Annotated in this window: 21 protein-coding genes; 5 read left to right on the top strand and 16 right to left on the bottom strand. The window is 70.0% G+C overall.

Features of this window, described 5'->3' with window-relative positions:
* Positions 1–2: 2 nt before the first annotated feature.
* The 4 genes from alaS to GQQ93_RS10300 form a co-directional block, all read right to left on the bottom strand.
* On the bottom strand, positions 3–2,660 hold the full coding sequence (gene alaS, locus GQQ93_RS10315; protein ID WP_157424137.1) for an alanine--tRNA ligase: 2,658 nt from the start codon (positions 2,658–2,660) through the stop codon (positions 3–5).
* A 58-nt stretch (positions 2,661–2,718) separates the two neighbouring features.
* Complete coding sequence (locus tag GQQ93_RS10310) at positions 2,719–2,919, bottom strand: hypothetical protein (RefSeq protein WP_022887984.1); 201 nt, start codon at positions 2,917–2,919, stop codon at positions 2,719–2,721.
* Between the two features lie 140 nt (positions 2,920–3,059).
* Positions 3,060–3,683: a 30S ribosomal protein S4 gene (gene rpsD, locus GQQ93_RS10305; protein WP_022887983.1), complete on the bottom strand. Its 624-nt coding sequence runs from the start codon at positions 3,681–3,683 to the stop codon at positions 3,060–3,062.
* A gap of 187 nt (positions 3,684–3,870) precedes the next feature.
* Complete coding sequence (locus GQQ93_RS10300; protein ID WP_157424136.1) at positions 3,871–5,322, bottom strand: replication-associated recombination protein A; 1,452 nt, start codon at positions 5,320–5,322, stop codon at positions 3,871–3,873.
* A gap of 123 nt (positions 5,323–5,445) precedes the next feature.
* On the opposite strand from GQQ93_RS10300, the gene GQQ93_RS10295 reads away from it, so the two are divergent.
* From GQQ93_RS10295 to GQQ93_RS10285, 3 genes are all read left to right on the top strand, one after another.
* Positions 5,446–6,225 (top strand): peptidylprolyl isomerase, encoded by a 780-nt coding sequence (locus GQQ93_RS10295; protein WP_157424135.1) that lies wholly within the window; start codon positions 5,446–5,448, stop codon positions 6,223–6,225.
* Between the two features lie 85 nt (positions 6,226–6,310).
* Entirely contained in the window at positions 6,311–7,543 is a 1,233-nt protein-coding gene (locus GQQ93_RS10290; protein WP_212277307.1) for a DUF349 domain-containing protein, read from the top strand.
* A gap of 97 nt (positions 7,544–7,640) precedes the next feature.
* Positions 7,641–8,279: a type IV toxin-antitoxin system AbiEi family antitoxin gene (locus GQQ93_RS10285; RefSeq protein WP_170296172.1), complete on the top strand. Its 639-nt coding sequence runs from the start codon at positions 7,641–7,643 to the stop codon at positions 8,277–8,279.
* Here the strand turns inward: GQQ93_RS10285 and GQQ93_RS10280 are convergent.
* From GQQ93_RS10280 to pdxS, 12 genes are all read right to left on the bottom strand, one after another.
* On the bottom strand, positions 8,258–10,510 hold the full coding sequence (locus GQQ93_RS10280; RefSeq protein ID WP_157424133.1) for a RelA/SpoT family protein: 2,253 nt from the start codon (positions 10,508–10,510) through the stop codon (positions 8,258–8,260). The two genes, GQQ93_RS10285 and GQQ93_RS10280, sit on opposite strands and share 22 nt — an antisense overlap.
* A 75-nt stretch (positions 10,511–10,585) precedes the next feature.
* Entirely contained in the window at positions 10,586–11,602 is a 1,017-nt protein-coding gene (gene secF, locus GQQ93_RS10275; RefSeq protein WP_157424132.1) for a protein translocase subunit SecF, read from the bottom strand.
* A complete protein-coding gene (gene secD / locus GQQ93_RS10270; protein WP_246192268.1) occupies positions 11,602–13,341 on the bottom strand; it encodes a protein translocase subunit SecD in 1,740 nt (579 codons plus the stop codon). The genes secF and secD overlap by 1 nt, the downstream gene beginning before the upstream one ends.
* 63 nt (positions 13,342–13,404) lie before the next feature.
* Positions 13,405–13,797 carry a preprotein translocase subunit YajC gene (yajC, locus tag GQQ93_RS10265; protein WP_157424131.1) on the bottom strand — a complete coding sequence of 131 codons (393 nt, stop codon included), beginning with the start codon at positions 13,795–13,797 and terminating at the stop codon, positions 13,405–13,407.
* A 71-nt stretch (positions 13,798–13,868) separates the two neighbouring features.
* Positions 13,869–14,900: a Holliday junction branch migration DNA helicase RuvB gene (ruvB, locus tag GQQ93_RS10260; RefSeq protein ID WP_157424253.1), complete on the bottom strand. Its 1,032-nt coding sequence runs from the start codon at positions 14,898–14,900 to the stop codon at positions 13,869–13,871.
* Between the two features lie 5 nt (positions 14,901–14,905).
* On the bottom strand, positions 14,906–15,526 hold the full coding sequence (ruvA, locus tag GQQ93_RS10255; protein WP_157424130.1) for a Holliday junction branch migration protein RuvA: 621 nt from the start codon (positions 15,524–15,526) through the stop codon (positions 14,906–14,908).
* Positions 15,523–16,152: a crossover junction endodeoxyribonuclease RuvC gene (gene ruvC / locus GQQ93_RS10250; RefSeq protein ID WP_212277306.1), complete on the bottom strand. Its 630-nt coding sequence runs from the start codon at positions 16,150–16,152 to the stop codon at positions 15,523–15,525. The genes ruvA and ruvC overlap by 4 nt, the downstream gene beginning before the upstream one ends.
* Positions 16,153–16,162: 10 nt before the next feature.
* The gene (locus tag GQQ93_RS10245; RefSeq protein ID WP_157424128.1) at positions 16,163–16,918 is read right to left on the bottom strand and encodes a YebC/PmpR family DNA-binding transcriptional regulator; all 756 of its coding nucleotides are present in this window, start codon (positions 16,916–16,918) and stop codon (positions 16,163–16,165) included.
* A gap of 111 nt (positions 16,919–17,029) precedes the next feature.
* Positions 17,030–17,590: a DUF1697 domain-containing protein gene (locus GQQ93_RS10240; RefSeq protein WP_157424127.1), complete on the bottom strand. Its 561-nt coding sequence runs from the start codon at positions 17,588–17,590 to the stop codon at positions 17,030–17,032.
* An 81-nt stretch (positions 17,591–17,671) separates the two neighbouring features.
* Positions 17,672–18,385, bottom strand: a complete 714-nt coding sequence (locus tag GQQ93_RS10235; protein WP_157424126.1) for a hemerythrin domain-containing protein — start codon at positions 18,383–18,385, stop codon at positions 17,672–17,674.
* A gap of 94 nt (positions 18,386–18,479) precedes the next feature.
* The gene (gene pdxT / locus GQQ93_RS17940; RefSeq protein WP_246192267.1) at positions 18,480–19,121 is read right to left on the bottom strand and encodes a pyridoxal 5'-phosphate synthase glutaminase subunit PdxT; all 642 of its coding nucleotides are present in this window, start codon (positions 19,119–19,121) and stop codon (positions 18,480–18,482) included.
* The gene (gene pdxS, locus GQQ93_RS17935) at positions 19,118–20,008 is read right to left on the bottom strand and encodes a pyridoxal 5'-phosphate synthase lyase subunit PdxS (protein WP_212277305.1); all 891 of its coding nucleotides are present in this window, start codon (positions 20,006–20,008) and stop codon (positions 19,118–19,120) included. The genes pdxT and pdxS overlap by 4 nt, the downstream gene beginning before the upstream one ends.
* 105 nt (positions 20,009–20,113) lie before the next feature.
* On the opposite strand from pdxS, the gene GQQ93_RS10225 reads away from it, so the two are divergent.
* Both GQQ93_RS10225 and pdxY read left to right on the top strand, forming a co-directional pair.
* Entirely contained in the window at positions 20,114–21,460 is a 1,347-nt protein-coding gene (locus tag GQQ93_RS10225) for an aminotransferase class I/II-fold pyridoxal phosphate-dependent enzyme (protein WP_376863332.1), read from the top strand.
* Complete coding sequence (pdxY, locus tag GQQ93_RS10220; protein WP_157424125.1) at positions 21,457–22,308, top strand: pyridoxal kinase PdxY; 852 nt, start codon at positions 21,457–21,459, stop codon at positions 22,306–22,308. The genes GQQ93_RS10225 and pdxY overlap by 4 nt, the downstream gene beginning before the upstream one ends.
* The last annotated feature ends 90 nt before the right edge of the window (positions 22,309–22,398 follow it).

Below are 22,398 nucleotides of genomic sequence, written 5' to 3'. Positions count from 1 at the left end.
GACTACCCGCCGAGGCCGCGTCGCACGGCCTCGAGCGCGGCCGGGATCGCCGACGCGTCGGTGCCGCCGCCCTGGGCGAGGTCGGGCTTGCCGCCGCCACCACCGCCGAGCACGCCGGCCGCCGCCTTCGCCAGGGCCCCGGCGTTCGCGCCGTGATCGCGCGCCGCCGGCGAGGTCGCCACGATCGCGAGAGGCTTGCCGCCGACCTCGCCCGCGAGCGCCACGACGCTCGCCGCGTCGCCGAGCTGGCCACGGACCGACAGCGCGAGTGAACGCAGCTCATCACCGGAGCCGAGCTGCCCGACCGACTCGGCCACGAGCAGCACCTCGCCGACCCGGCCGGCCTTCGCCGCGAGCGCCGGCACCCGGTCGTTCAGGGCCTTCGCCTCGAACGCCTGGATCTTCTTCTCGGCGGACTTGAGGTTCGCCACGAGTTCGCCGACGCGGTCGACGAGTTGCTCGGGGCGGGTCTTCAGCGACGCGGTGAGCTCGTTCACGAGTGCTCGCTCAGCTGCGAAGCGACGGAACGCCTCGAGGCCGACGAGCGACTCGACACGGCGGTTCGAGGCGCCGACCGACGACTCGCCGACGATGTTGATCATGCCGATCTCGGCGCTCGTCGACACGTGCGTGCCGGCGCAGAGCTCGCGCGACCACGGGCCGCCGATGTCGACGACACGCACGACGTCGCCGTACTTCTCGCCGAACAGCGCCATGGCGCCGAGGGACTTGGCCTCGTCGAGCGGCATCTCGCGCGTGACGACCTGCAGATTGTCGCGGATGGCGGCGTTCGAGATCTCCTCGAGCTCGCTGCGCGTCTCCGCCGAGAGCGCGGAGTTCCAGCCGTAGTCGAGGCGCAGGTAACCGGCCTTGTTGAACGAGCCCGATTGGTGGGCGTTCGGGCCGAGCACCTGGCGGAGCGCGGCGTGCACGATGTGCGTGCCCGAGTGCGCCTGGGTCGCGCCGCGACGGTAGTCCTCGTCGACGAGGCTCGTCGCGCGCTCGCCCACGCCGACCTCGCCCGAGGCGACCTTGACGGTGTGACTGATGAGCCCCTTCACGGGCTTCTGCACGTCGAGCACCTCGAGTTCGAAGCCGTCGCCGACGATGCGGCCCTGGTCGGGCGCCTGCCCGCCCGACTCGGCGTAGAGCGCGGTCTCGGCGAGGATGACCTCGGCGGTCTGCCCCGCGACGGCCCGCTGCGCGGGTCGGCCGTCGACGAGCAGGCCGAGCACGCTCGACTCGGTCGCGAGCTCGGAGTAGCCGGTGAAGACGGTCTCGCCCTTCGCACGGAAGTCGGCGTACACCGAGAGATCGGCGAGCACCTTCTTCTTCGACTTCGCATCGGCCTTCGCGCGGGTGCGCTGCGCCGTCATGAGCTCGTCGAAGGCGGCGCGGTCGACCGCGAGGCCGGCCTCTTCTGCCATCTCGAGCGTCAGCTCGATGGGGAAGCCGTACGTGTCGTGCAGCAGGAACGCGGTGTCGCCCGCGAGCTCCGCGTGTCCCGCGTCCTTCGTCTTCGATACGGCGAGGTCGAGGATCGAGGTGCCGGACGACAGCGTGCGGAGGAACGTCTCCTCCTCGCCGAGCGCGAGCTGCTCGATGTGGGCGTAGTCGCGCGCGACCTCGGGGTAGGCGGCCTTCATCGCGTCGCGCGATGCGGCGAACAGCTCGCGGAACGTCGGACCCTCGACCCCGAGCAGGCGCATCGCCCGGATGCTGCGGCGGAGCAGACGACGCAGGATGTACCCGCGCCCCTCGTTCGACGGGCTCACGCCGTCGCTCATGAGCATGAGCGCCGAGCGCACGTGGTCGGCGATGACGCGCATGCGCACGTCGTCTTCGCGGTCGGCGCCGTAGCGGCGGCCCGAGATCTCGGATGCGCGGTCGAGGACGGGCCGAACCTGGTCGATCTCGTACATGTTGTCGACGCCCTGCTTGAGGAATGCGACGCGCTCGAGCCCCATGCCGGTGTCGATGTTCTTCTTCGGCAGCTCCTTCACGACGGTGAAGTCGGTCTTCGACTTCACGTCGGTGATGAGGTACTGCATGAACACGAGATTCCAGATCTCGACGTAGCGGTCGTCGTCGGTCGCGGGGCCGCCGTCGATGCCGTACGCCGGGCCGCGGTCGAAGAAGATCTCGGAGCAGGGGCCCGCGGGGCCGGGCTGCCCGGTGTGCCAGTAATTGGTCTCCTTGCCGAGCCGCTGGATTCGCTCGTCGGGCAGACCCGCGACGCGCTTCCAGATCTCGATCGCCTCGTCGTCGTCCTCGTAGACGGTGACCCAGAGATCGTCGGGCGAGAAGCCGTACCCGCCGGCCGATTCGGCGGAGGTGAGCAGCTCCCACGCCATCGAGATGGCGCCTTCCTTGAAGTAGTCGCCGAAGGAGAAGTTGCCGTTCATCTGGAAGAACGTGCCGTGACGCGGCGTCTTGCCGACCTCTTCGATGTCGTTGGTGCGGATGCACTTCTGCACGCTCGTCGCGCGCGGGTACGGGGCCGGGACGATGCCCGTGAGGTACGGCACGAACGGCACCATGCCGGCGACGGTGAAGAGCAGCGTCGGGTCGTCGGAGACGAGCGAGGCCGAAGGGACGACGGTGTGACCGCGCTCGGCGAAGAAGTCGAGCCAACGCTGGCGGATGTCGGCAGTCTGCATGGTTCCGTTCTGGGGTCGCGCCCGGGAGTCCGGGCCGGAGGGGAGGGTGAGGGTTGGCTCAGCGAGCGGCCGAGGCGTCGCCGTCGGCGCGCAGCTCGGCATCGCGAGCGTGATAACCCTCGGCGATGGCGTTGCCGAAGGCGCGGGCCTTCGCGTCGATCGACGAGAAGAAGTCGCGACCCTGCTTGGTCTGGTTGACCTGGTGCGCGACCACGAAACCGGCCGCGACGCCGACGGTGAACCACAGCATGCTCTTCACGGGTGCTCCCTCTTCGTTCTTTCGCCGGCGCGGTGCGCTCGGCACGCCTCGAATCAGTCTAGCGGCGAGCGGGCGACCCTCGCCGGGAACGCAACAGGGGCCGCGGGAAACCCCGCGACCCCTGTTCGAGACGACTCGCGTCAGCGAGCGGCGTAGTACTCGACGACGAGCTGCACGTCGCAGGTCACGGGGACCTCGGCGCGCTTCGGGCGACGCACGAGACGCGCCTGGAGCTTGTCGAGCTCGACCTCGAGGTAGCCCGGAACCTTGGGGAGCACGTCGACGTGACCACCGGCGGCGGCGACCTGGAACGGCTCGGTGCCCTCGCTGCGCGACTTGACGTGCACGAGCTGGCCCGGCTTCACGCGGAAGGAGGGGCGGTCGACGAGCTGGCCGTCGACGAGGATGTGACGGTGCACGACGAACTGGCGGGCCTGCGTGATGGTGCGGGCGAAGCCGGCACGGAGCACGAGGGCGTCGAGACGCATCTCGAGCAGCTCGACGAGGTTCTCACCGGTCTGGCCGGCGGTGCGCTTGGCCTCGACGTAGGCGATCTTCAGCTGCTTCTCGCGGATGCCGTACTGGGCGCGGAGACGCTGCTTCTCGCGCAGACGCACGGCGTAGTCGCTGTCCTGCTTGCGCTTGGTGCGGCCGTGCTCACCGGGAGCGTAGGGGCGCTTCTCCATGTAGCGGGCGGCCTTCGGGGTGAGGGCGACGCCGAGCGCACGGGAGAGGCGGGTCTTGCTGCGTGACTGGTTCGACACGAATGTCCTTTCGGAAGAATCTCAAGTGAATCGCCGGCACGTTCGTGCGCCGGAAATCTGTGTCAGAGGGATTCGCCAGGGGTGGATCGGCTACAGATCGCACCCACTCGCCGGTGACCCTCTCGCAGCCGCGCTCGAGGATCTGGCTTCAGGCCAGCGACCATCGTACCATGCGGGGCATGAGCGCTCAGCGCCCGCCTCGAACGATCCGGCGGAGCTTCGCGAGCCGTGCCGAGACCTCGCGCTCGTTGCCGTGCTCGGTCGGTTCGTAGTAGACGGCGCCGCGAAGCGTGTCGGGCAGGTACTCCTGGGCGACCACTCCGATCGCGTCGTCGTGGGGGTAGCGGTAGCCCTTGCCGTGCCCGAGTCGCTTCGCGCCCGGGTAGTGCGCGTCACGGAGGTGCTTCGGGACGCGCCCGGCCTTGCCCGCGCGCACGTCGGCGATCGCCTTGTCGATGCCGAGGTACGCCGCGTTCGACTTCGGCGCGGTCGCGAGGTGCACGACCGCCTGCGCGAGCGGGATGCGCCCCTCGGGCATGCCGATGAACTGCACGGCATCGGCCGCGGCGACGGCGACGCCGAGCGCCTGCGGGTCGGCGAGCCCGATGTCTTCGGAGGCGAGGACGATGATGCGCCGGGCGATGAAGCGCGCGTCCTCTCCCGCCTCGATCATGCGGGCGAGGTAGTGCAGCGCGGCATCGACGTCGCTGCCGCGCACCGACTTGATGAAGGCGCTGATGACGTCGTAGTGCTCGTCGCCGTTGCGGTCGTAGCGCAGCAGGGCGCGGTCGACGGCACGCGCGACGATGTCGGCGGTGATGCGGGGCGTTGCGGATGCCTCGGCGTCGTCGCCGGCCGCCGGCTCCCCCGGCTCGCCATCGTCGGATTCGCCCTCGCCGCCGGGCTCGATGTCGCCGCTCGCCGCCGCCGACTCCGCCGACCCGGCACCGGCTGCGGGCATCGCCGCGGCCGAGACCGCCGCGGCCTCGAGCGCGGTCAACGCCCGCCGCGCATCGCCCGAGGCGAGACGCACGATCGCCGCACGCGCCTCGGGATCGAGCTCCACCTTGCCGGCGAGGCCGCGGGCGTCGGCGACGGCGCGGTCGACGAGCAGGCCGAGGTCGTCGTCGCTCAGCAGCTCGAGCGTGAGCAGCAGCGAGCGCGACAGCAGCGGCGAGATCACCGAGAACGACGGGTTCTCGGTCGTCGCGGCGACGAGGATGACCCAGCCGTTCTCGACCCCCGGCAGCAGTGCGTCCTGCTGGGCCTTCGTGAACCGGTGGATCTCGTCGAGGAAGAGCACCGTCGACAGCCCGTACAGGTCGCGGCTGGCCCGGGCCTCCTCCATCACCTGACGCACGTCGCGCACGCCCGCGGTCACCGCGGAGAGCTCGACGAACTTGCGCCCCGACGAGCGCGCGATCGACTGGGCCAACGTCGTCTTGCCGGTGCCGGGCGGCCCCCAGAGGATCACCGAGACCGAGCCCGATTCGCCCGATCGGTCGCCCGCGAGCGCGACGAGCGGCGAGCCCGGTGTCAGCAGATGACGTTGTCCGGCGACCTCGTCGAGGCTCGTCGGACGCATGCGCACCGCGAGCGGCGTCGCGCCTGAGCGCAGCCCCGGACCGGATTCGACCATGGATTCAAGCGTAGTCGTGGCATCCGACACCGAATCCCAGCCGCCCTCCCGCGGTGCGGCGATTGGTGCGGTCACGCGGGCTTAAGTAGAGTCGGCTCGCAGGATTCCGGAGAAGGAGCAGGCGTGGCATCGAACGACCGACAGGCGCGCGAGGAACGCGCGCGCCTGCGCACCTACCAGGCACGGCAAGAGGTCCACGCCGGCAAGCAGCGGCGGCGGAGCCGCGACAACCTGATCGCGGTCCTCGCGCTGGTCGTCGTGCTCGCACTCGCAGTGGGCGCGCAGCTCTTCTTCTTCAACGGCGGCCCCGGCACCCCCGAGCCCGTTGCGAGCGAGACCCCCGCCCCCACCGAGGCGGCCGGTGAGAACCAGGGCGAGGTGCCGAGCCCCGACCTCGCCGAGGGGCGCACCTGGACGGGGACGCTGACCCTCAACGACATCCCGCTCGGCGTCGAGCTCGACGGTGCCGCGGCGCCCCAGGCGGTCGCGAGCGAGATCAGCCTGATCCAGTCGGGCTTCTACGACGATGTCTCCTGCCACCGGCTCACCACGGAGGGGCTCTACGTGCTGCAGTGCGGCGACCCCGACGGCACCGGCGGCGGCGGCCCCGGGTACAGCTACGGGCCGGTCGAGAACGCCCCCGCCGACGGCGTCTACCCCGCAGGCACGCTCGCCATGGCACGGCAGTCGAACAACGGCTACAGCCACGGCAGCCAGTTCTTCATCGTGTACGAGGACACGACCCTGCCCACCGACTCCGCGGGCGGCTACACCGTGATCGGACAGGTCACGAGCGGGCTCGACGCACTGCGCGCGGGCGTCATCGACCAGGGCGTGGCCGACGGCGCGACCGACGGCGCGCCCGTGGTGCCGACGACGATCACCGGCTTCACGATCGAGTGAGCACCGCGCCGCCGCCGAGCGGTGCAATAGGCTTGACAGCACACGCCGCCGTACCGGCGGCATCCGACCTGCAAAGGGTGAGGCCGTGACCGAATCAGATCAGCAACCGTGGGGCCGCGTCGACGAGACGGGCACCGTGTTCGTCCGCACGAGCGACGGCGAGCGGGAGGTCGGTCAGTACCCCGACGCAACGCCTGAAGAGGCCCTCGCCTACTTCGAGCGCAAGTACGCCGACCTCGCCGGCCAGGTGGGGCTGCTCGAGCAGCGCGTTCGCCGCGGGGCTCCCGCCGCCGATGTCGCCAAGGCCGTCTCGACGCTCTCGACTTCGGTGGCCGACGCGCACGCCGTCGGCGACCTCGAGTCGCTCTCGCGTCGCCTCGAGGCGCTCTCGGGCACCACGAAGGAGCTCACCGAGCAGCAGCAGGCCGAGGCCAAGGCCGCCCTCGAGGTCGCCGTCGCCGAACGCACGACGATCGTCGAGCAGGCCGAGGCCCTCGCAGCGCAGGACCCGGCGAAGACGCAGTGGAAGCAGGCGACCGCCGAGCTCGACGCGCTCTTCGCGAGTTGGCAGCGCCACCAGCAGGACGGCCCCCGCCTGCCGAAGAACGACGCCAACGAACTGTGGAAGCGGTTCCGTGCCGCCCGCTCGACGATCGAGCAGCACCGCAAGGCGTTCTTCGCCGAGCTCGACGCCGCGCACCGCGACGTGCGCACGCGCAAGCAGCGCCTCATCGAACGCGCCGAGGCGCTCGCACCCCGCGGCGCCGACGCGGTCGGCGACTACCGGAGCCTCCTCGACGAGTGGAAGCAGGCGGGCCGCGCCGGCAAGAAGCTCGACGACCAGCTCTGGGCGAAGTTCAAGGCCGCCGGCGACGTGCTCTTCAGTGCGAAGGCCGAGATCGACGCGAAGGACGACGAGGAGTACCGTGCCAACCTCGACGAGAAGCTCGTGCTGCTCACCGAGGCCGAGGCGCTGCTCACCGAGACCGACGCGAAGCAGGCCCGCGCCGCGCTGAACCGCGTCCAGCGCAAGTGGGACGAGATCGGCAAGGTCCCCCGCGACCAGGTGCGCGCGGTCGAGGACCGACTTCGCAAGGTCGAGAACCACGTCCGCTCGCTCGAGGACGAGCGCTGGCAGCGCGAAGACCCTGAGAAGAAGGCTCGCTCGGAAGGCATGCTCGGCCAGCTCAACGACGCGATCGAGAAGCTCGAGTCCGAGGTCGCGGCCGCCGAGGCCGCCGGCGACGCGAAGGCGGCCGCTGCTGCGCGCGAGGCCCTCGATGCCCGACGCGCCTGGCTCAAGGCCGTCGGCGGCTGATCCGCCGACTCCTCCGCACCGTTTCGAGGGAGGCGGGATTCTCCACAGAATCCCGCCTCCCTCGCTCGTTCCCGTGCGGATGCCCCAGCATGGGCAGATGGCTCGACTCCCCCAGGTGCTCGGCACCGACGACCTTCCGCTCGCCGAGCTCTGCGCCGCGCGCATCGACGGCGAGCTCTTCGTGATCGACGAGGGCTGGGCTCCGGTCGATGAGCCCGAGCTGCCGAGCACTCGAGCCGCAGCCGCCGCGCTGCGCGTGCCGAGGCGATTGATCATCGAGCGCCTCTCGGCGGCATGGGTGCACGGCGCACTCGACGTCCCGCCGCGAACGGCGCAGTTCTGCGTGCCCCTGCACGACCGCGTCGCGGTCGTCTCGAGTCCGCGCACCAGTGTGCGCGAGGTCGTCATCGACTCCGGCGATGTCCTCGAACTCGGCGGCGCACGGTGCACGACGCCGTCGCGCACCGCGTTCGATCTCCTCCGAGATGCGACGCTCGACGACTCGTTCGCCGAGCTCGTGGTGTCACGCCTCCTCGAGGCGCATGCGGGTTCGGGCGACGCGCTGCGAGCCCGTCTCGCGACGGCGCATCGGCTGCCGCACCTCGCGCTCGCTCGTGCCCGATTCGAGCGGACGAGGCCCGCGGGCGTCGCCGTCGATGCCGCTCGCCAGGCGGTGGCCTCTGGCCCGGGCTCGGGCTCGGACTCGGGCTCGGATCAGCCGTCGCTGACCCGGTAGACGTCGTAGACGGCGTCGATCCGTCGCACCGCGTTGAGCACGCGATCGAGATGCGTCGTGTCGCCCATCTCGAAAACGAATCGGCTGAGCGCGAGGCGGTCGGTCGAGGTCGACACGTTGGCCGAGAGGATGTTGACGTGATGCTCGGAGAGCACGCGCGTCACGTCGGAGAGCAGCCCGGCCCGGTCGAGCGCCTCGATCTGGATCTGCACGAGGAAGACGCTCTTGGAGCTCGGCGCCCACTCGACGTCGATCATCCGCTCGGGTTCGCGCAGGAGCGACTGCACATTGTGGCAGTTCGCCTGGTGCACCGAGACGCCGGCTCCGCGGGTGACGAATCCGACGATCTCGTCGCCGGGCACCGGGGTGCAGCAGCGCGCGAGCTTCACGAGGATGTCAGGCGCACCGCGAACGAGCACGCCCGACTCGGCATGCCGTGGCAGCGGCCGCGTGCGGACCGGCAGCGGCAGGTCGGGTTCATCGACGTCATCGACATCGCGTACCAGCGCGACGACCTTCTCGAGCACCGACTGCGTCGAGACGTGCCCCTCGCCGACGGCGGCATAGAGCGACGACACATCGTCGTAACGCAGCAGTGCGGCGACCTCGGCGAACGACTCCTGGCTCATGAGCTTCTGCAGCGGAAGGTTCTGCTTGCGCATCGCGCGGGCGATCGAGTCGCGCCCCTGCTCGATCGCCTCGTCACGACGTTCCTTCGTGAACCACTGACGGATCTTGTTGCGAGCACGGGGGCTCTTGACGAAGTTGAGCCAGTCCTTGCTCGGGCCGGAGTCGGGGTTCTTCGAGGTGAAGACCTCGACCACGTCGCCGCTCGACAGCTCGCTCTCGAGCGGCACGAGCCGGCCGTTCACCTTGGCGCCCATCGTGCGGTGGCCGACCTCGGTGTGCACGGCATACGCGAAGTCGACGGGGGTCGCACCCGCCGGCAGGCCGATGACCCGCCCCTTCGGGGTGAAGACGTAGACCTCCTTCGCGCCGATCTCGAAGCGGAGCGAGTCGAGGAACTCCCCCGGGTCGGCCGTCTCGGCCTGCCAGTCGGAGATGTGCGCGAGCCAGGCCATGTCGGTCTCGCTCTGCATCGCGGGGCCGCCCGAGGACTTGCCGGTGGTCTGCTCCTTGTACTTCCAGTGCGCGGCGACACCGTACTCGGCGCGCTGGTGCATGTCGTGGGTGCGGATCTGGAGCTCGACCGCGCGGCCCTTCGGTCCCAGAACCGTGGTGTGCAGCGACTGGTAGAGGTTGAACTTCGGCGTGGCGATGTAGTCCTTGAAGCGGCCGGGCAGCGGCGTCCACCTGGCGTGGATGGCACCGAGCACGGCATAGCAGTCGCGCACCGAGTTCACGAGCACGCGAATGCCGACGAGGTCGTAGATCTCGTCGAAGTCGCGGCCCCTGACGATCATCTTCTGATAGATCGAGTAGTACTGCTTCGGACGGCCGACGACCTTGCCGCGGATCTTCGCCGCCTTGAGGTCGTCGTTGACGAGGTCGATGACGTTCTGGACGAACTCTTCGCGCTGCGGCGTACGCTGCTTGACGAGACTCTCGATCTCGGCGTAGAGCTTCGGGTAGAGCACCGCGAACGAGAGGTCCTCGAGCTCCCACTTGATCGCCTGGATGCCGAGACGGTGCGCGAGCGGCGCGTAGATCTCGAGCGTCTCGGTCGCCTTGCGACTCGCCGAAGCTGCCGGCACGAAGCCCCAGGTGCGCGCGTTGTGGAGGCGGTCGGCGAGCTTGATGATCAGCACTCGGATGTCCTTCGACATCGCGACGATCATCTTGCGGACGGTCTCGGCCTGGGTGGAGTCGCCGTACTTGACCTTGTCGAGCTTCGTGACGCCGTCGACGAGCATCGCGATCTCGTCGCCGAAGTCGGCTCGCACCTCATCGAGGGTGTACGCCGTGTCTTCGACCGTGTCGTGCAGCAGTGCCGCAGCGACGGTCTTCGACCCGATGCCGAGATCGGCGAGGATCTGCGCCACCGCGATCGGATGGGTGATGTACGGCTCGCCGCTCTTGCGCTTCTGCCCTTCATGCGCACGGTCGGCGACCGTGTACGCCCGCTCGACCAGCGCGAGGTCGGCCTTCGGATGGTGCATCCGCACCGTGCGAAGAAGCGTGTCGACGGCTCCCGAAGGCTGCGCCTTCGAGAAGATCCGCGGCACCAGGCGGCGCAGCGAAGCGGTTGAGTTGACCCCGGTCTCCGTCACGCCTCACCTCCAGAACTCAATTATCACCGCTCCGGAGGGTGAGGCGTGCACGGGGAGGAACGCCGGGGGCGAACGTCATGCGGTCGGCAGGGCCTCTGCCGAGGCCGAAGCCCCGGCGCGCTCGCGCTCCTTCAGCACCTTCTGGTCGTGTCGGCGGATCGCCGGCTCACCCTCGCGCAGCTGCGAATACAGCGGCGCCGCGAGGAACACGGTCGACCAGGTGCCGACCAGGATGCCGATGAGCAGAGCCAGCGAGATGTCGCGGAGCGTGTCGGCACCGAGCACACCGGCACCGATGAAGAGGATCGCCGCGACCGGCAGTGCTGCGACCACGCTCGTGTTGATGGAACGCACCAGAGTCTGATTGACGGCGAGGTTCACCGACTCGGCGAAGGTGCGACGCGACTCCTGCCCGTCTTCGGCGGTGTTCTCACGGATCTTGTCGAAGACCACGACGGTGTCGTAAAGCGAGTAGCTGAGGATCGTGAGGATACCGATCATCGCCGCGGGGCTGATCTCGAAGCCGACCGCGGCATAGATGCCCGTCGTCACGACGAGGTCGACCATGAGCGCGATGATCGCCGCCGCCGACATCTTCCACGTGCGGAAGTACAGCGCCATGACGACTGCGGCGAGCAGCACGAAGGCGATCAGGCCGAGTACGGCCTGCCGGGTGACATCGGCACCCCAGGTCGGACCGATGAACGAACTCGTCACCTCGGACTCGGGCACGTCGTAGGCCTCGGCCAGCGCCGTGCTCACCTCGTGCGACTCGTCCTGCGAGAGCTGGTCGGTCTGCACGCGCACACCGGTGCCGCCGACGACGGTGACCTTCGTGGTCGCTTCGGGTACCACCGACTCGACGGCCTCGATCGCGGGCTCGGCGGTGGCGTTCTCGACGCCGGAGATCTGGAACTGCGATCCGCCGCGGAACTCGATGCTGAAGTTCACCCCGGTGAAGAGCGGGACGACGACCGAGAGCAGCACGAACACGCCGATGATCGCGTACCACTTCTTGCGGCCGCCGACGAAGTTGAACGAGCGCTTGCCGGTGTAGAGGTCATTGCCGAAGGTGGTCAGACGGTTCGCCATCAGGACTCCTTCCCTTCGTTCGAAGTATCGCCGGCACCGACCGCCGCGGCCTTCCGCTCGGCGATCGTCTGGCGCCGCTGCGCCTCCTTGGCGCTCGAGGCCGCCTTCTTGCCCGCCACCTCGGCGGTGGGCTTGCGGAACTCGGCACGGCCCCGGTAGACGGCACCGAGCGCGTTCGGGTCGAGACCCGACCACGGGTTGCCGCTGGAGAAGAACCGCGTCTGCGCGAGCAGTTGCAGCATCGGGTGGGTGAAGAGGATCACGACGATGACGTCGATGACCGTGGTGATACCGAGCGTGTAGGCGAAGCCCTTGACGCTGCCGACCGCGAGGATGAACAGCACGACCGCGGCGAGGAGGTTCACGCCCTTCGAGGCGAGGATCGTGCGGAACGCGCGCTTCCAGCCGGCCTCCACGGCTCCGACGAGCGGGCGGCCGTCGCGGAGCTCGTCTCGGACTCGTTCGAAGTACACGATGAACGAGTCGGCCGTGAAACCGATCGCCACGATGAGGCCGGCGATGCCCGCGAGCGAGAGGCGATAGCCTTCGCGCCACGACAGGATCGTGATCGTGAGGTAGGTGATGACCGCCGCGATCACGAGCGACGCGATCGTCACGGAGCCGAGCGCACGGTACTGGAACAGCGTGTAGATGACGACGAGGATGAGGCCGATGAGGCCTGCGAGCAGGCCCGACTGGAGCTGCGAGGTGCCCAGCGTCGGCGAGATCGTCTCGGTCGACTGCACCGTGAAGCTGATCGGGAGCGCACCGAACTTGAGCTGGTCGGCGAGCGCCTTCGAGCTCTCCTGGGTGAAGCTGCCGGTGATCTGCGGACGGCCGTCGGTGATCGCGCCGTTCATGGCGGGAGCGGTGAGCACCGCACCGTCGAGCACGAACGCGAACTGGTCTCGGGGTGTCTGGCCCTGGAGGCCGAACAGTCGGGTCGAGACCTTCGCGAAGTCCTCGGTGCCCTCATCGTCGAAGACGATGTTGACGGCCCACTGGCCGGTGGAGGCGCCGGTCTGCGTCTGCACCATGCCGTTCGTCGCGTCGACGATGTTCTCGCCGCTCGCCTCGACCGGTCCGAGCAGGTACTTCGCGGTGCGGCTCACGTCGCAGGTCACGAGCGGCTCGTCGGCCGGGGCGATCTCGGTGTTCTCGTCGAGCTGCGAGCAGTTGTACGAGTCGAACTCGGCCTGGAGTGCCGGGGTGACCCATGCCGGGTCGCTGCCGTCGGTCGGCACCGCCGTCGGCGTCGACTCGAGCTCCGTTTCGGGCGCGTCGCTCGGCGAGGGGCTCCCACTCGGCTCGATCGTCTGGTTCGTCGCCGCGTCGGCGAGCAGGACAGCGCGCAGCTCGAGCTTCGCAGACTGCTCGATGCGGGCGCGCGTCTGCTCGTCGAGCTCTCCCGGGATGCGGACGACGACGTTGTCACCCTCGGTGTTGATCTCGGCTTCGGCCACGCCGGAGGCGTCGACGCGCTGACGGATGATCGACACCGCCTGGTCGAGCTGCTCCTGCGAGACATCGGCGCCCGATTCGACCTGCGGGGCGAGGATGATCTGCGTGCCGCCCTCCAGGTCGAGCGCCAGCTTCGGGGTCCAGGAGCCTTCGCCCCAGATCACCCCGGCCGCGTTGATACCGAACAGGAGCGCGATGATGACGCCCAGCCAGGTGAGGGACCGCCAGGCCTTGCGGACGGGCGTCGGCCGGGATGACCGCTTCGATGGTGCAGCCACGTGTTCTGCTTTCTCTGCAGGAGCCCGCGCAGCAGTGCGCGGGCCGAGCCTCGGGGGTGAGTCTTAGTCGTCCGACTTCTTGGTGTCGGGCGTCTCGTCGGTGGTCGGAGTCTCGTCGGCGGCGTCGGAGACGCGCTCACCGAACTCGGGCTCGCCCTCGACCGCTGCCGGCTCCTCGTCGGTGCCCTCGGCGGGCTCGACGACGCGCGCGACGGTCTGGCGGTGCACGGTCAGGATCGTGCCGGGCGAGGTCTCGAGGAGCACCTGGTTCTCCTCTTCATCCATCGAGAGGATGGTGCCGAAGACGCCGAAGTTGGTCATCACCTTCGCACCCACCTGGACCTTCGACTGCAGTTCCTTCGCCTCGGCCTGACGCTTGCGCGAGTTGCGGAACATGAAGAAGATCAGCACCGCGAGCACGGCGAGCATGATGAGAGTGAACGGGTCGAACGTCATGAGGTTGAGATACCTTCCGGTGTGCGCGAGGCGCACGAAGTCAGTGGCGTTGAGGGACGAGCCTCAATGGATTATAGGTCATCGATCGGAAGTGCCGCTGCCGCGTCGGGAGCGGCCTCGGCGAGCCCGAAATGCCGCCACGCGGCGGGGGTCGCGACGCGCCCGCGCGGCGTGCGGGTGATGAGTCCGATGCGCACGAGGAACGGCTCGACGACCGCCTCGATCGTCTCGGCTTCTTCTCCGACGGAGACCGCGAGCGTGTTCAACCCGACCGGACCGCCGCCGAATCGAGTCAGAATCGTCTCCATCACGGCGCGGTCGAGCCGGTCGAGGCCGAGGGGGTCGACGTCGTAGAGCTCCAGCGCGGCCCGCACAGCCCCGAGATCGGCGCGGCCAGAGTGCACGAGTGCGTAGTCGCGCACGCGCCGCAGCAGCCGATTGGCGATGCGCGGGGTGCCCCGGCAGCGCCCCGCGATCTCGGCGAGTGCGGCCCGGTCGGTGTCGAGTCCGAGCATCACGGCCGCCCGTGCGAGCACCTGCTCGAGTTCGGACTCGGCGTAGAACTCGAGGTGCGCGGTGAAGCCGAAGCGATCGCGCAGCGGGTTGGGCAGGAGGCCCGCGCGCGTCGTCGCACCCACGAGGGTGAACGGTGCGAGGTCGAGCGGCACCGAAGTGGCCCCTGCCCCCTTGCCGACCATGATGTCGATGCGGAAGTCCTCCATGGCGAGGTAGAGCATCTCCTCGGCCGAACGCGCCATGCGGTGGATCTCGTCGATGAAGAGCACCTCGCCCGGCACGAGCGACGAGAGGATCGCGGCGAGATCGCCGGCATGCTGGATCGCCGGGCCGCTCGACATGCGCAGGGGGCGACCGCCCTCGTGGGCGACGATCATCGCGAGCGTCGTCTTGCCGAGGCCGGGCGGGCCGGCGAGCAGGATGTGATCGGGGGTGCGCTGCTGGATGGTCGCCGCAGTCAGGAGCAGCTGCAGCTGGCCGCGCACGCGCGTCTGCCCCACGAACTCCTCGAGACTGCGCGGGCGCAGCGCGCCTTCGAACGCGAGCTCGGCCTCGGAGGCGAGCTCGGGGTCGGTCGGATCGTCGATGCCGTTCACCGGCTCCTCCCGCCCTGCTGCGCGGGCCCGAGGCGGGCGAGCGTGAGGCGCAGCATCGTCGGCACCGAGGCGGACTCCGCCTCGCTCGCCTCGGCGAGCGTCTCGTCGAGCGCGTCTGCGGCGACCCGCTCCGTCCACCCGAGGCCGGTGAGCGCCGCGAGCACGCTGTCGGCGACCCCGCCCGAGGCGATGGGCGTCGCAGTGCTGCGCATCGTCGGCGGCGCGAGCTTGCCGGCGAGCGAGACGGTGATGAGCTTCGCCGTCTTCGGACCGATGCCGCTGACCTTGCGGAACACCGCGTCGTCTTCACGATGCACGGCCTCAGCCACCTGCTCGGGCGAGAGCGAGGAGAGCACGCCCAGCGCCGACTTCGGACCGACGCCGGTGACGCCGATCAGCAGCTCGAACACCTCGAGCTCGTCGCGCGTCGCGAAGCCGAAGATCGTGAGCGAGTCTTCGCGAACGATGAGCGAGGTGTGCACCGCGAGCTCGTGACCCTCGCGGCTCGCGAGCACGAGCGCGGGGGTGGTGTTGACCTGGAAGCCGACGCCGCCGACGTCGATGACGAGCGAACTGCCGGCTGCGGCGAGGACGCGCCCGCGGAGGGAGGAGATCACTCCTTCAGCCTACGGGCCGCCCCCGACACCGCCGCGGAGCGCTCCGCGGCGAGCCATGCCCGCTGCGCCGGGGTGAGCCCCGAGGCATCCGCCGCCGACGCCGCACCGGGTGCGCCGCCGCTCGCCGCATCGCGGATCGCGGCCCCGGCGACCCCGCCGGTGCGCCACGCGTGGCAGATCGCGAGCGCGAGCGCGTCGGCCGCGTCGGCGGGCTTCGGTACCGACTCGAGCCCGAGGATGCGCGCGACCATCGCCCCGACCTGCTTCTTGTCGGCGCGGCCGTACCCGGTGATGGCGGCCTTCACCTCGGAGGGCGTGTGCAATGCGACCGGAAGCTCGCGGCGCGCCGCGATGAGCATCGCGACGCCCGAGATCTGCGCCGTGCCCATGATCGTCGAGACGTCGGATCGAGCGAAGACCCGCTCGAGCGCGACCGCTTGCGGGCGGTGCTCCTCGAAGATCGCCTCGAGCCCGTCGGCGATTCGCGCGAGTCGCCGCTCGATCGGCGCGTCGGTCGGCGAACGCAGCACGACGACGTCGACGAGCTGCGCCGTACGGTTCGGCGAGACGTCGACCACGCCGACGCCGCATCGGGTGAGCCCGGGGTCGATGCCGAGCACCCGCACGGCGATCGGCCTACTCCGCCTCGAGCTCGGCCTGCACCTCGGGGGTGAGGTCGAAGTTGCTGTAGACGTTCTGAACGTCGTCGGAGTCTTCGAGCGCGTCGATGAGACGGAACACCTTGCGGGCCGTCTCTGCGTCGATCTCGACCTTCAGGTTCGGCACGAACTCGATGTCGGCCGACTCGTAGTCGAGCCCGGCCTCCTGCAGCGCCTTGCGGACCTCGACCATGTCGGAGGGATCGGTGACGACCTCGAAGCCCTGCGCGTGCGGTTCGATCTCTTCGGCGCCGGCCTCGAGCGCGGCCATCATGACGTCGTCTTCGGTGGTGCCCTCGCCCGAGACCACGATGACTCCCTTGCGGGTGAAGTTGTAGGCGACCGAGCCGGGGTCGGCGAGCGTGCCGCCGTTGCGGTTCAGCCCGGTGCGGACCTCGGCTGCGGCGCGGTTCTTGTTGTCGGTCAGCACCTCGACCATGAGCGCGACGCCAGACGGGCCGTACGCCTCGTAGGTGATGCTCAGGTACTCGACGGCCTCGCCGCCGATGCCGGCGCCGCGCTTGATCGCGCGATCGATGTTGTCGTTCGGCACCGAGGTCTTCTTGGCCTTCTGCACCGCGTCGTACAGCGTCGGGTTGCCGTTCAGATCGGCGCCGCCGAGCTTGGCCGCGACCTCGATGTTCTTGATGAGCTTCGCGAACGACTTCGCGCGGCGCGCGTCGATGACGGCCTTCTTGTGCTTGGTCGTCGCCCACTTGGAATGCCCGGACATGCTGCTCCTGTATCGACTTCTCGGCGGGGGCGCCCGCCGACGGTTCATTCTAGACGAGCGCGCGGGTCGCGCTCGGGCGCACGGCCCGGATGTCTCGCCCATGCTCCTTGCTCACGCGGTGAGCTTGCGCAGCGTCCGCAGGTTGCGCGTCGTGATGCTCGGCTTGAATCGGGCCTTCGCCGTGACCTTCGAGAACGCGCTGTCGACCCCACGTTCGCGGCGGTTGTGCCAATAGAGCACGCCGACCCCTCGGGCGACGATGTCGTCGGCCGCATCGAGCCCGCCGGCCGCCGCCACGAGTTCGTCGAGCGCGTCCGGCGACGACGAGAAGACGACGTACGGGTGCCAGCCCTCACGGTCGGCGTCGAACGGGAACGATGCGATGACCCGCTCGAGTTCGTCGCGAGTGACGAGCACGATCCACGCCTCGTACCCGAACCGGTCTGACAGCGCGCGCTCGATGCGCGACTTCAGCTCCGAGCCGGACTCGGGCGGCACCGCCGCACCGTTGTTCGCGCCGGGCCCGCCCGTCGAGAACGCCACGTTGCCGGAGGCGAGCACGGTGCGCACGCCGTCGAAGCCGAGCTCCCGGAAGAGCGCGGCGAGCTCGGCGGAACGCACGGTGATCCCGCCCACGTTGACCCCGCGCAGCAGGGCGATCCATTCGGTCACGAGCGCGAGCGTAGCGCCCGCCGCCGACACTCGTCGCAGCAGCTGCCACCGCGGTGACGTGGATGCCTCGGCCGACGCCGCTCAGGCGAGCGCCGGCATCCCCTCGGGAAAGAGCGAGCGCTGCCATGCCGTGTACTTGCGGCGCATGACGAGCGACCAGAGCGCTCGGACCGGCAACGGCAGGTTCTCGTGCAGCCACTCGTCGCGCTCCCCCGCGGGCACCGCATCGATCATGAGTCCCATCTGCACCGGCATCGTCTCCTTCGGAAACTCGCCGCGGGCGTGCTCGCCGATCTCGTCCCACTCGGCCTGCGTGAACACGCGGGAGACGATCGGCACGATGTCGGCTTCCTCGCGCCCGAGGTGCACCCCGAGCGTCGTGCCGACGGATTCGAGCGCCGTGGCGAGCCGCTCCCCGGTCACGGGGTCGGCGCCCGTGCGCCACTCAGCGACCAGCCCGTCGGCGACATCGAGCAGCTCGGCGACCTGGGCGTGCTGCGCCTTCATGACGTCGACGTGCAGGGAGCAGCCGGGCTCGCGCCGTTCGAGCCTGTCCCAGATGAACCGGTCCTCGCCCTCATGGTGGATGTGCAGGGCCTTGTCGATGAGCTCCACGGCGGCGGCGACGATCTCGGCTCGCTCGAGATCGCCGGCGGGGACGGCCCGGACGAGTGCGGGCATCTCGCGAAAGCCCCAACGGAAGATGCGATGCACGAGAAGGATGTCGCTGGTGTCGCATCCGGTCTCGTCGACGACGCGATCGTCGGCGCCGGTGCTCGGCAGTCTCTTGGTCATGCCACGACCGTAGATTCGCCGCCATACGGCGGAATCGGTGCTCACACTGAGCGGCCGCCCCCACTTCGCGGGGCGATCCCGGTGCGACCACGCCTCAGCGGCGGGCGCGCACCTTCGACAGGAAGTACTCGTGGAAGCGATGTTCACCCGTGATCTCCGGGTGGAAGCTCGTGCCGAGGAGGTTGCCCTGCTCGACCGCGACGACCCGGCCGTCGTCGAGTCGCGCGAGCGGCGTCGCCGCCGCGCCGACCGATTCGACGACCGGCCCGCGGATGAACACCGCGCGCACGGGCGTCGCACCGAGTGCGGGCACCTCGAGCTCGGTCTCGAACGACTGGTTCTGCGAGCCGAAGGCGTTGCGCCGCACGACGACGTCGAGCCCGCCGAGCGTCTCCTGCCCGGCGATGCCGTCGAGCACCCGGTCGGCGAGCATGATGAGCCCGGCGCAGGTGCCGTACACGGGCAACCCGCCCGCGATCGCCGCGCGCAGCGGTTCGGCCAGGCCGAAGGTGCGCGAGAGCTTGTCGATCACGCTCGACTCGCCGCCGGGGATGACGAGCCCGTCGACGGCTTCGAGCTCCTCGGGCCGGCGCACGAGCGAGACCTCGGCGCCGAGCGAGGCCAGCACCAGGGCGTGCTCGCGGAAGTCGCCCTGCAGGGCGAGCACGCCGACGCGGGGGCCGGCCGCAGCCGACTCCCCCGCGCCGACGGACTCCTCGCGGAGGGTCGTCGTCACCAGCCGCGCTCGGCGAGGCGGTGCGGCGCCGCGAGGTCGGCGACGTTGATGCCGACCATCGCCTCGCCGAGACCGCGCGACACGTCGGCGATGACCGAGGGGTCGTCGTAGAAGGTCGTCGCCTTGACGACGGCCGCCGCACGCGCCTCGGGGTTGCCCGACTTGAAGATGCCCGAGCCCACGAACACGCCGTCCGCGCCGAGCTGCATCATCATCGCGGCATCCGCCGGGGTGGCCACGCCGCCCGCAACGAAGAGCACGACGGGGAGCTTGCCGGTCTCGGCGACCTCGAGCACGAGCTCGTAGGGGGCCTGCAGCTCCTTCGCGGCGACGTAGAGCTCGTCGCGCGTCATCGACTTCAGCTGGTTGATCTCGGAGGAGATCTTGCGGATGTGCTTCGTCGCCTCGGAGACGTCGCCGGTGCCGGCCTCGCCCTTCGAGCGGATCATCGCCGCACCCTCGTTGATGCGGCGGAGCGCCTCGCCGAGGTTCGTCGCACCGCAGACGAACGGCGTGTTGAACGACCACTTGTCGATGTGGTTGACGTAGTCGGCGGGCGAGAGCACCTCGGACTCGTCGATGTAGTCGACATCGAGCGCCTGCAGCACCTGCGCCTCGACGAAGTGGCCGATGCGGGCCTTCGCCATGACGGGGATCGACACCTCGGCGATGATCGCGTCGATGAGGTCGGGGTCGCTCATGCGGGCGACGCCGCCCTGCGAACGGATGTCTGCGGGGACGCGCTCGAGGGCCATGACGGCGACGGCGCCGGCGTCCTCGGCGATGCGGGCCTGTTCGGGCGTGACGACGTCCATGATGACGCCGCCCTTCAGCATCTCGGCAAGGCCGCGCTTCACGCGGCTCGAGCCCGTCTCGGGTACGGTCACAAGGAATCCTCTCGGAGGTGCGCGGGACGTCGCACAACGATTCAGACAAAACGATTGTTTGTCCTAGGCCAAAAGATAGCATGGTCGAAGACACGAGGAAGGACGGTGCTCGAGATCATCGACATCGAGGGCCGCTCGGCGGCCGAGATCGCCGACAGCCTGCGCACGCTCATCGAACGCGGTGCCCTCCGCCCGGGCGACGCACTCCCTCCCGTCCGTGCGCTCGCCGAGCAGCTCGGCGTCAATCGCAACACCGCCGTCTCGGCGTATCGGCAGCTGACCAGCGCCGGCGTGGTCGTCACGCTGGGCCGCGGCGGCACACGGGTGGCGGGCGCCGCCGCCGTCGCGCAAGAGGGCTTCGCCGCCGACACGGCCCTGCGAGACCTCGGCACCGGCAACCCCGACGCCTCGTTCATCCCCGACCCCTCCGGCGTCCTCGCGAGCATCGCCCGTCGCCCCGTGCTCTACGGCGAACCGGTCATCGACCCCGACCTCGAACGCTCCGCACTCACCTGGATGGGCGGCGACCTGCCCGAGGGCACGCCCCTCCGTCTCACGGTCACGAGCGGCGCCGCCGACGCCGTCGAGCGCCTGCTCGCCCAGGCGCTCACCCGCGACGACGCCGTCGCGCTCGAAGACCCCTGCTTCCTCACCAGCATCCACACCGTCCGCGTCGCCGGCTACCGCCCGGTGCCGGTCCCCGTCGACGACGAGGGCATGACGGTCGAGGGGCTCCGCGCCGCACTCGACCAGGGCGTCCGCGCCGTCATCTGCACCCCGCGGGCGCAGAATCCCACGGGCGCGAGCCTCACCGCCGGCCGGGCGGCCGCCCTGCGGGAGGTGCTGGCGGAGCATCCCTACGTGCTCGTGATCGAGGACGACCACTACTCGCTGCTCTCGCAGCAGCCGCACCACACGCTCATCAGCGCCGAGCACCGGCGCTGGGCCCTCGTGCGCTCGGTCTCGAAGTTCCTCGGGCCCGACATGTGCCTCGCCGTGACGGCCTCCGACCCCGAGACCGCCGACCGGCTCGCGATGCGCCTCACGCCCGGCACCACCTGGGTGAGTCACCTCCTGCAACGACTGGTGCACGCCCTCGCGACCGATCCCGAGGTCGCCGCCGGCATCCGCGCGGCTGGTGAGCACTACGCGGCGCGCAACGCCGCGTTCTCCGCGCTGCTCACCGCAGAAGGGCTCCCGACCCGCGCCGGCGACGGGCTCAACGTCTGGGTCCCGCTCGGCGCACCGGCGCGCGCGGTCTCCGAACAGCTCATGCGACGCGGGTGGCTCGTGCGGCCCGGCGACGAGTTCGCGCTCGGCGACCACGGGGCATCCGAGCGCCTGCGCCTCACCGTGCACGAGCTCGACGACGCCGAGCAGCAGCGCCTCGCCGCTGACCTCGCCGCCTCGGTGCGCGCCGTGCGCGAGCGAAGTGCGATGATCGATCGGTGAAGATTCTCTCCATCCAGTCGGCGGTCGCGTACGGCCACGTCGGCAACTCCGCCGCCGTCTTCCCCCTGCAGCGCATCGGCGTCGAGGTGCTCCCCGTGTACACGGTCAACTTCTCGAACCACACCGGCTACGGCGCGTGGCGCGGCCCGCTCATCGCACCCGACGACGTCCGCGAGGTCGTCGCCGGCATCGAGGACCGTGGGGTGCTCGGCGAGATCGACGTCGTGCTCTCGGGCTACCAGGGCGGCGAGGGCATCGCCGACGTCATCCTCGAGACCGTCGCGAAGGTGAAGGCCGCCAACCCCACCGCGATCTACGCGTGCGACCCGGTCATGGGCAATGCGAAATCCGGATGCTTCGTGGCCCCCGCCATCCCCGTGCTGCTGCGCGAGCGCGTGGTCCCCGCCGCCGACCTCATCACCCCGAACCAGTTCGAGCTCGGCTACCTGACCGGAACCGAACCCGACACCCTCGAGTCGACGCTCGCGTCGGTCGATCTCGCCCGCGCGGGCGGTCCGAGCACCGTGCTCGTGACGAGCGTCGAGCGCCCCGACCGCGAGGACGGCACGATCGAGATGCTCGCCGTGGACGAGCACGGCGCCTGGATCGTGCAGACCCCGCGCCTGCCGATGAAGGCGAACGGCTCGGGGGATGTCACGGCCGCCCTCTTCACGGCCCACTACCGCCGCACGGGCGACGCGGCCGAGGCCCTCGCACGCACGACCTCGAGCGTGTTCGACCTGCTCACACGCACCCACGAGTCGGGCGAGCGCGAGCTGCAGCTCGTCGAGTCGCAGGAGTTCTACGCGCACCCGCGCATGCAGTTCGACGTGCGTCAGGTGCGCTGAGCGCGACCTTCGTCGGTCGAGTAGCGAAGCGTATCGAGACCACTTCCGTGGTCTCGATACGCGCTCTGCGCTCCTCGACCGACTTCGGCG

The sequence above is a fragment of the Agromyces lapidis genome, from assembly GCF_009749405.1.
GTDB lineage: Bacteria > Actinomycetota > Actinomycetes > Actinomycetales > Microbacteriaceae > Agromyces > Agromyces lapidis.
This window is presented reverse-complemented; position numbering and strand designations above follow the sequence as displayed.

Bases quoted from the DNA above. Each gene is read 5' to 3' on its own strand.
- GQQ93_RS10245 (WP_157424128.1), bottom strand. From the start codon at position 16,918: ATGTCCGGGCATTCCAAGTGGGCGACGACCAAGCACAAGAAGGCCGTC.
- GQQ93_RS10285 (WP_170296172.1), top strand. From the start codon at position 7,641: ATGGCTCGACTCCCCCAGGTGCTCGGCACCGACGACCTTCCGCTCGCC.
- secF (WP_157424132.1), bottom strand. From the start codon at position 11,602: ATGGCGAACCGTCTGACCACCTTCGGCAATGACCTCTACACCGGCAAG.
- GQQ93_RS10300 (WP_157424136.1), bottom strand. From the start codon at position 5,322: ATGGTCGAATCCGGTCCGGGGCTGCGCTCAGGCGCGACGCCGCTCGCG.
- yajC (WP_157424131.1), bottom strand. From the start codon at position 13,797: ATGACGTTCGACCCGTTCACTCTCATCATGCTCGCCGTGCTCGCGGTG.
- GQQ93_RS10235 (WP_157424126.1), bottom strand. From the start codon at position 18,385: ATGACCAAGAGACTGCCGAGCACCGGCGCCGACGATCGCGTCGTCGAC.
- alaS (WP_157424137.1), bottom strand. From the start codon at position 2,660: ATGCAGACTGCCGACATCCGCCAGCGTTGGCTCGACTTCTTCGCCGAG.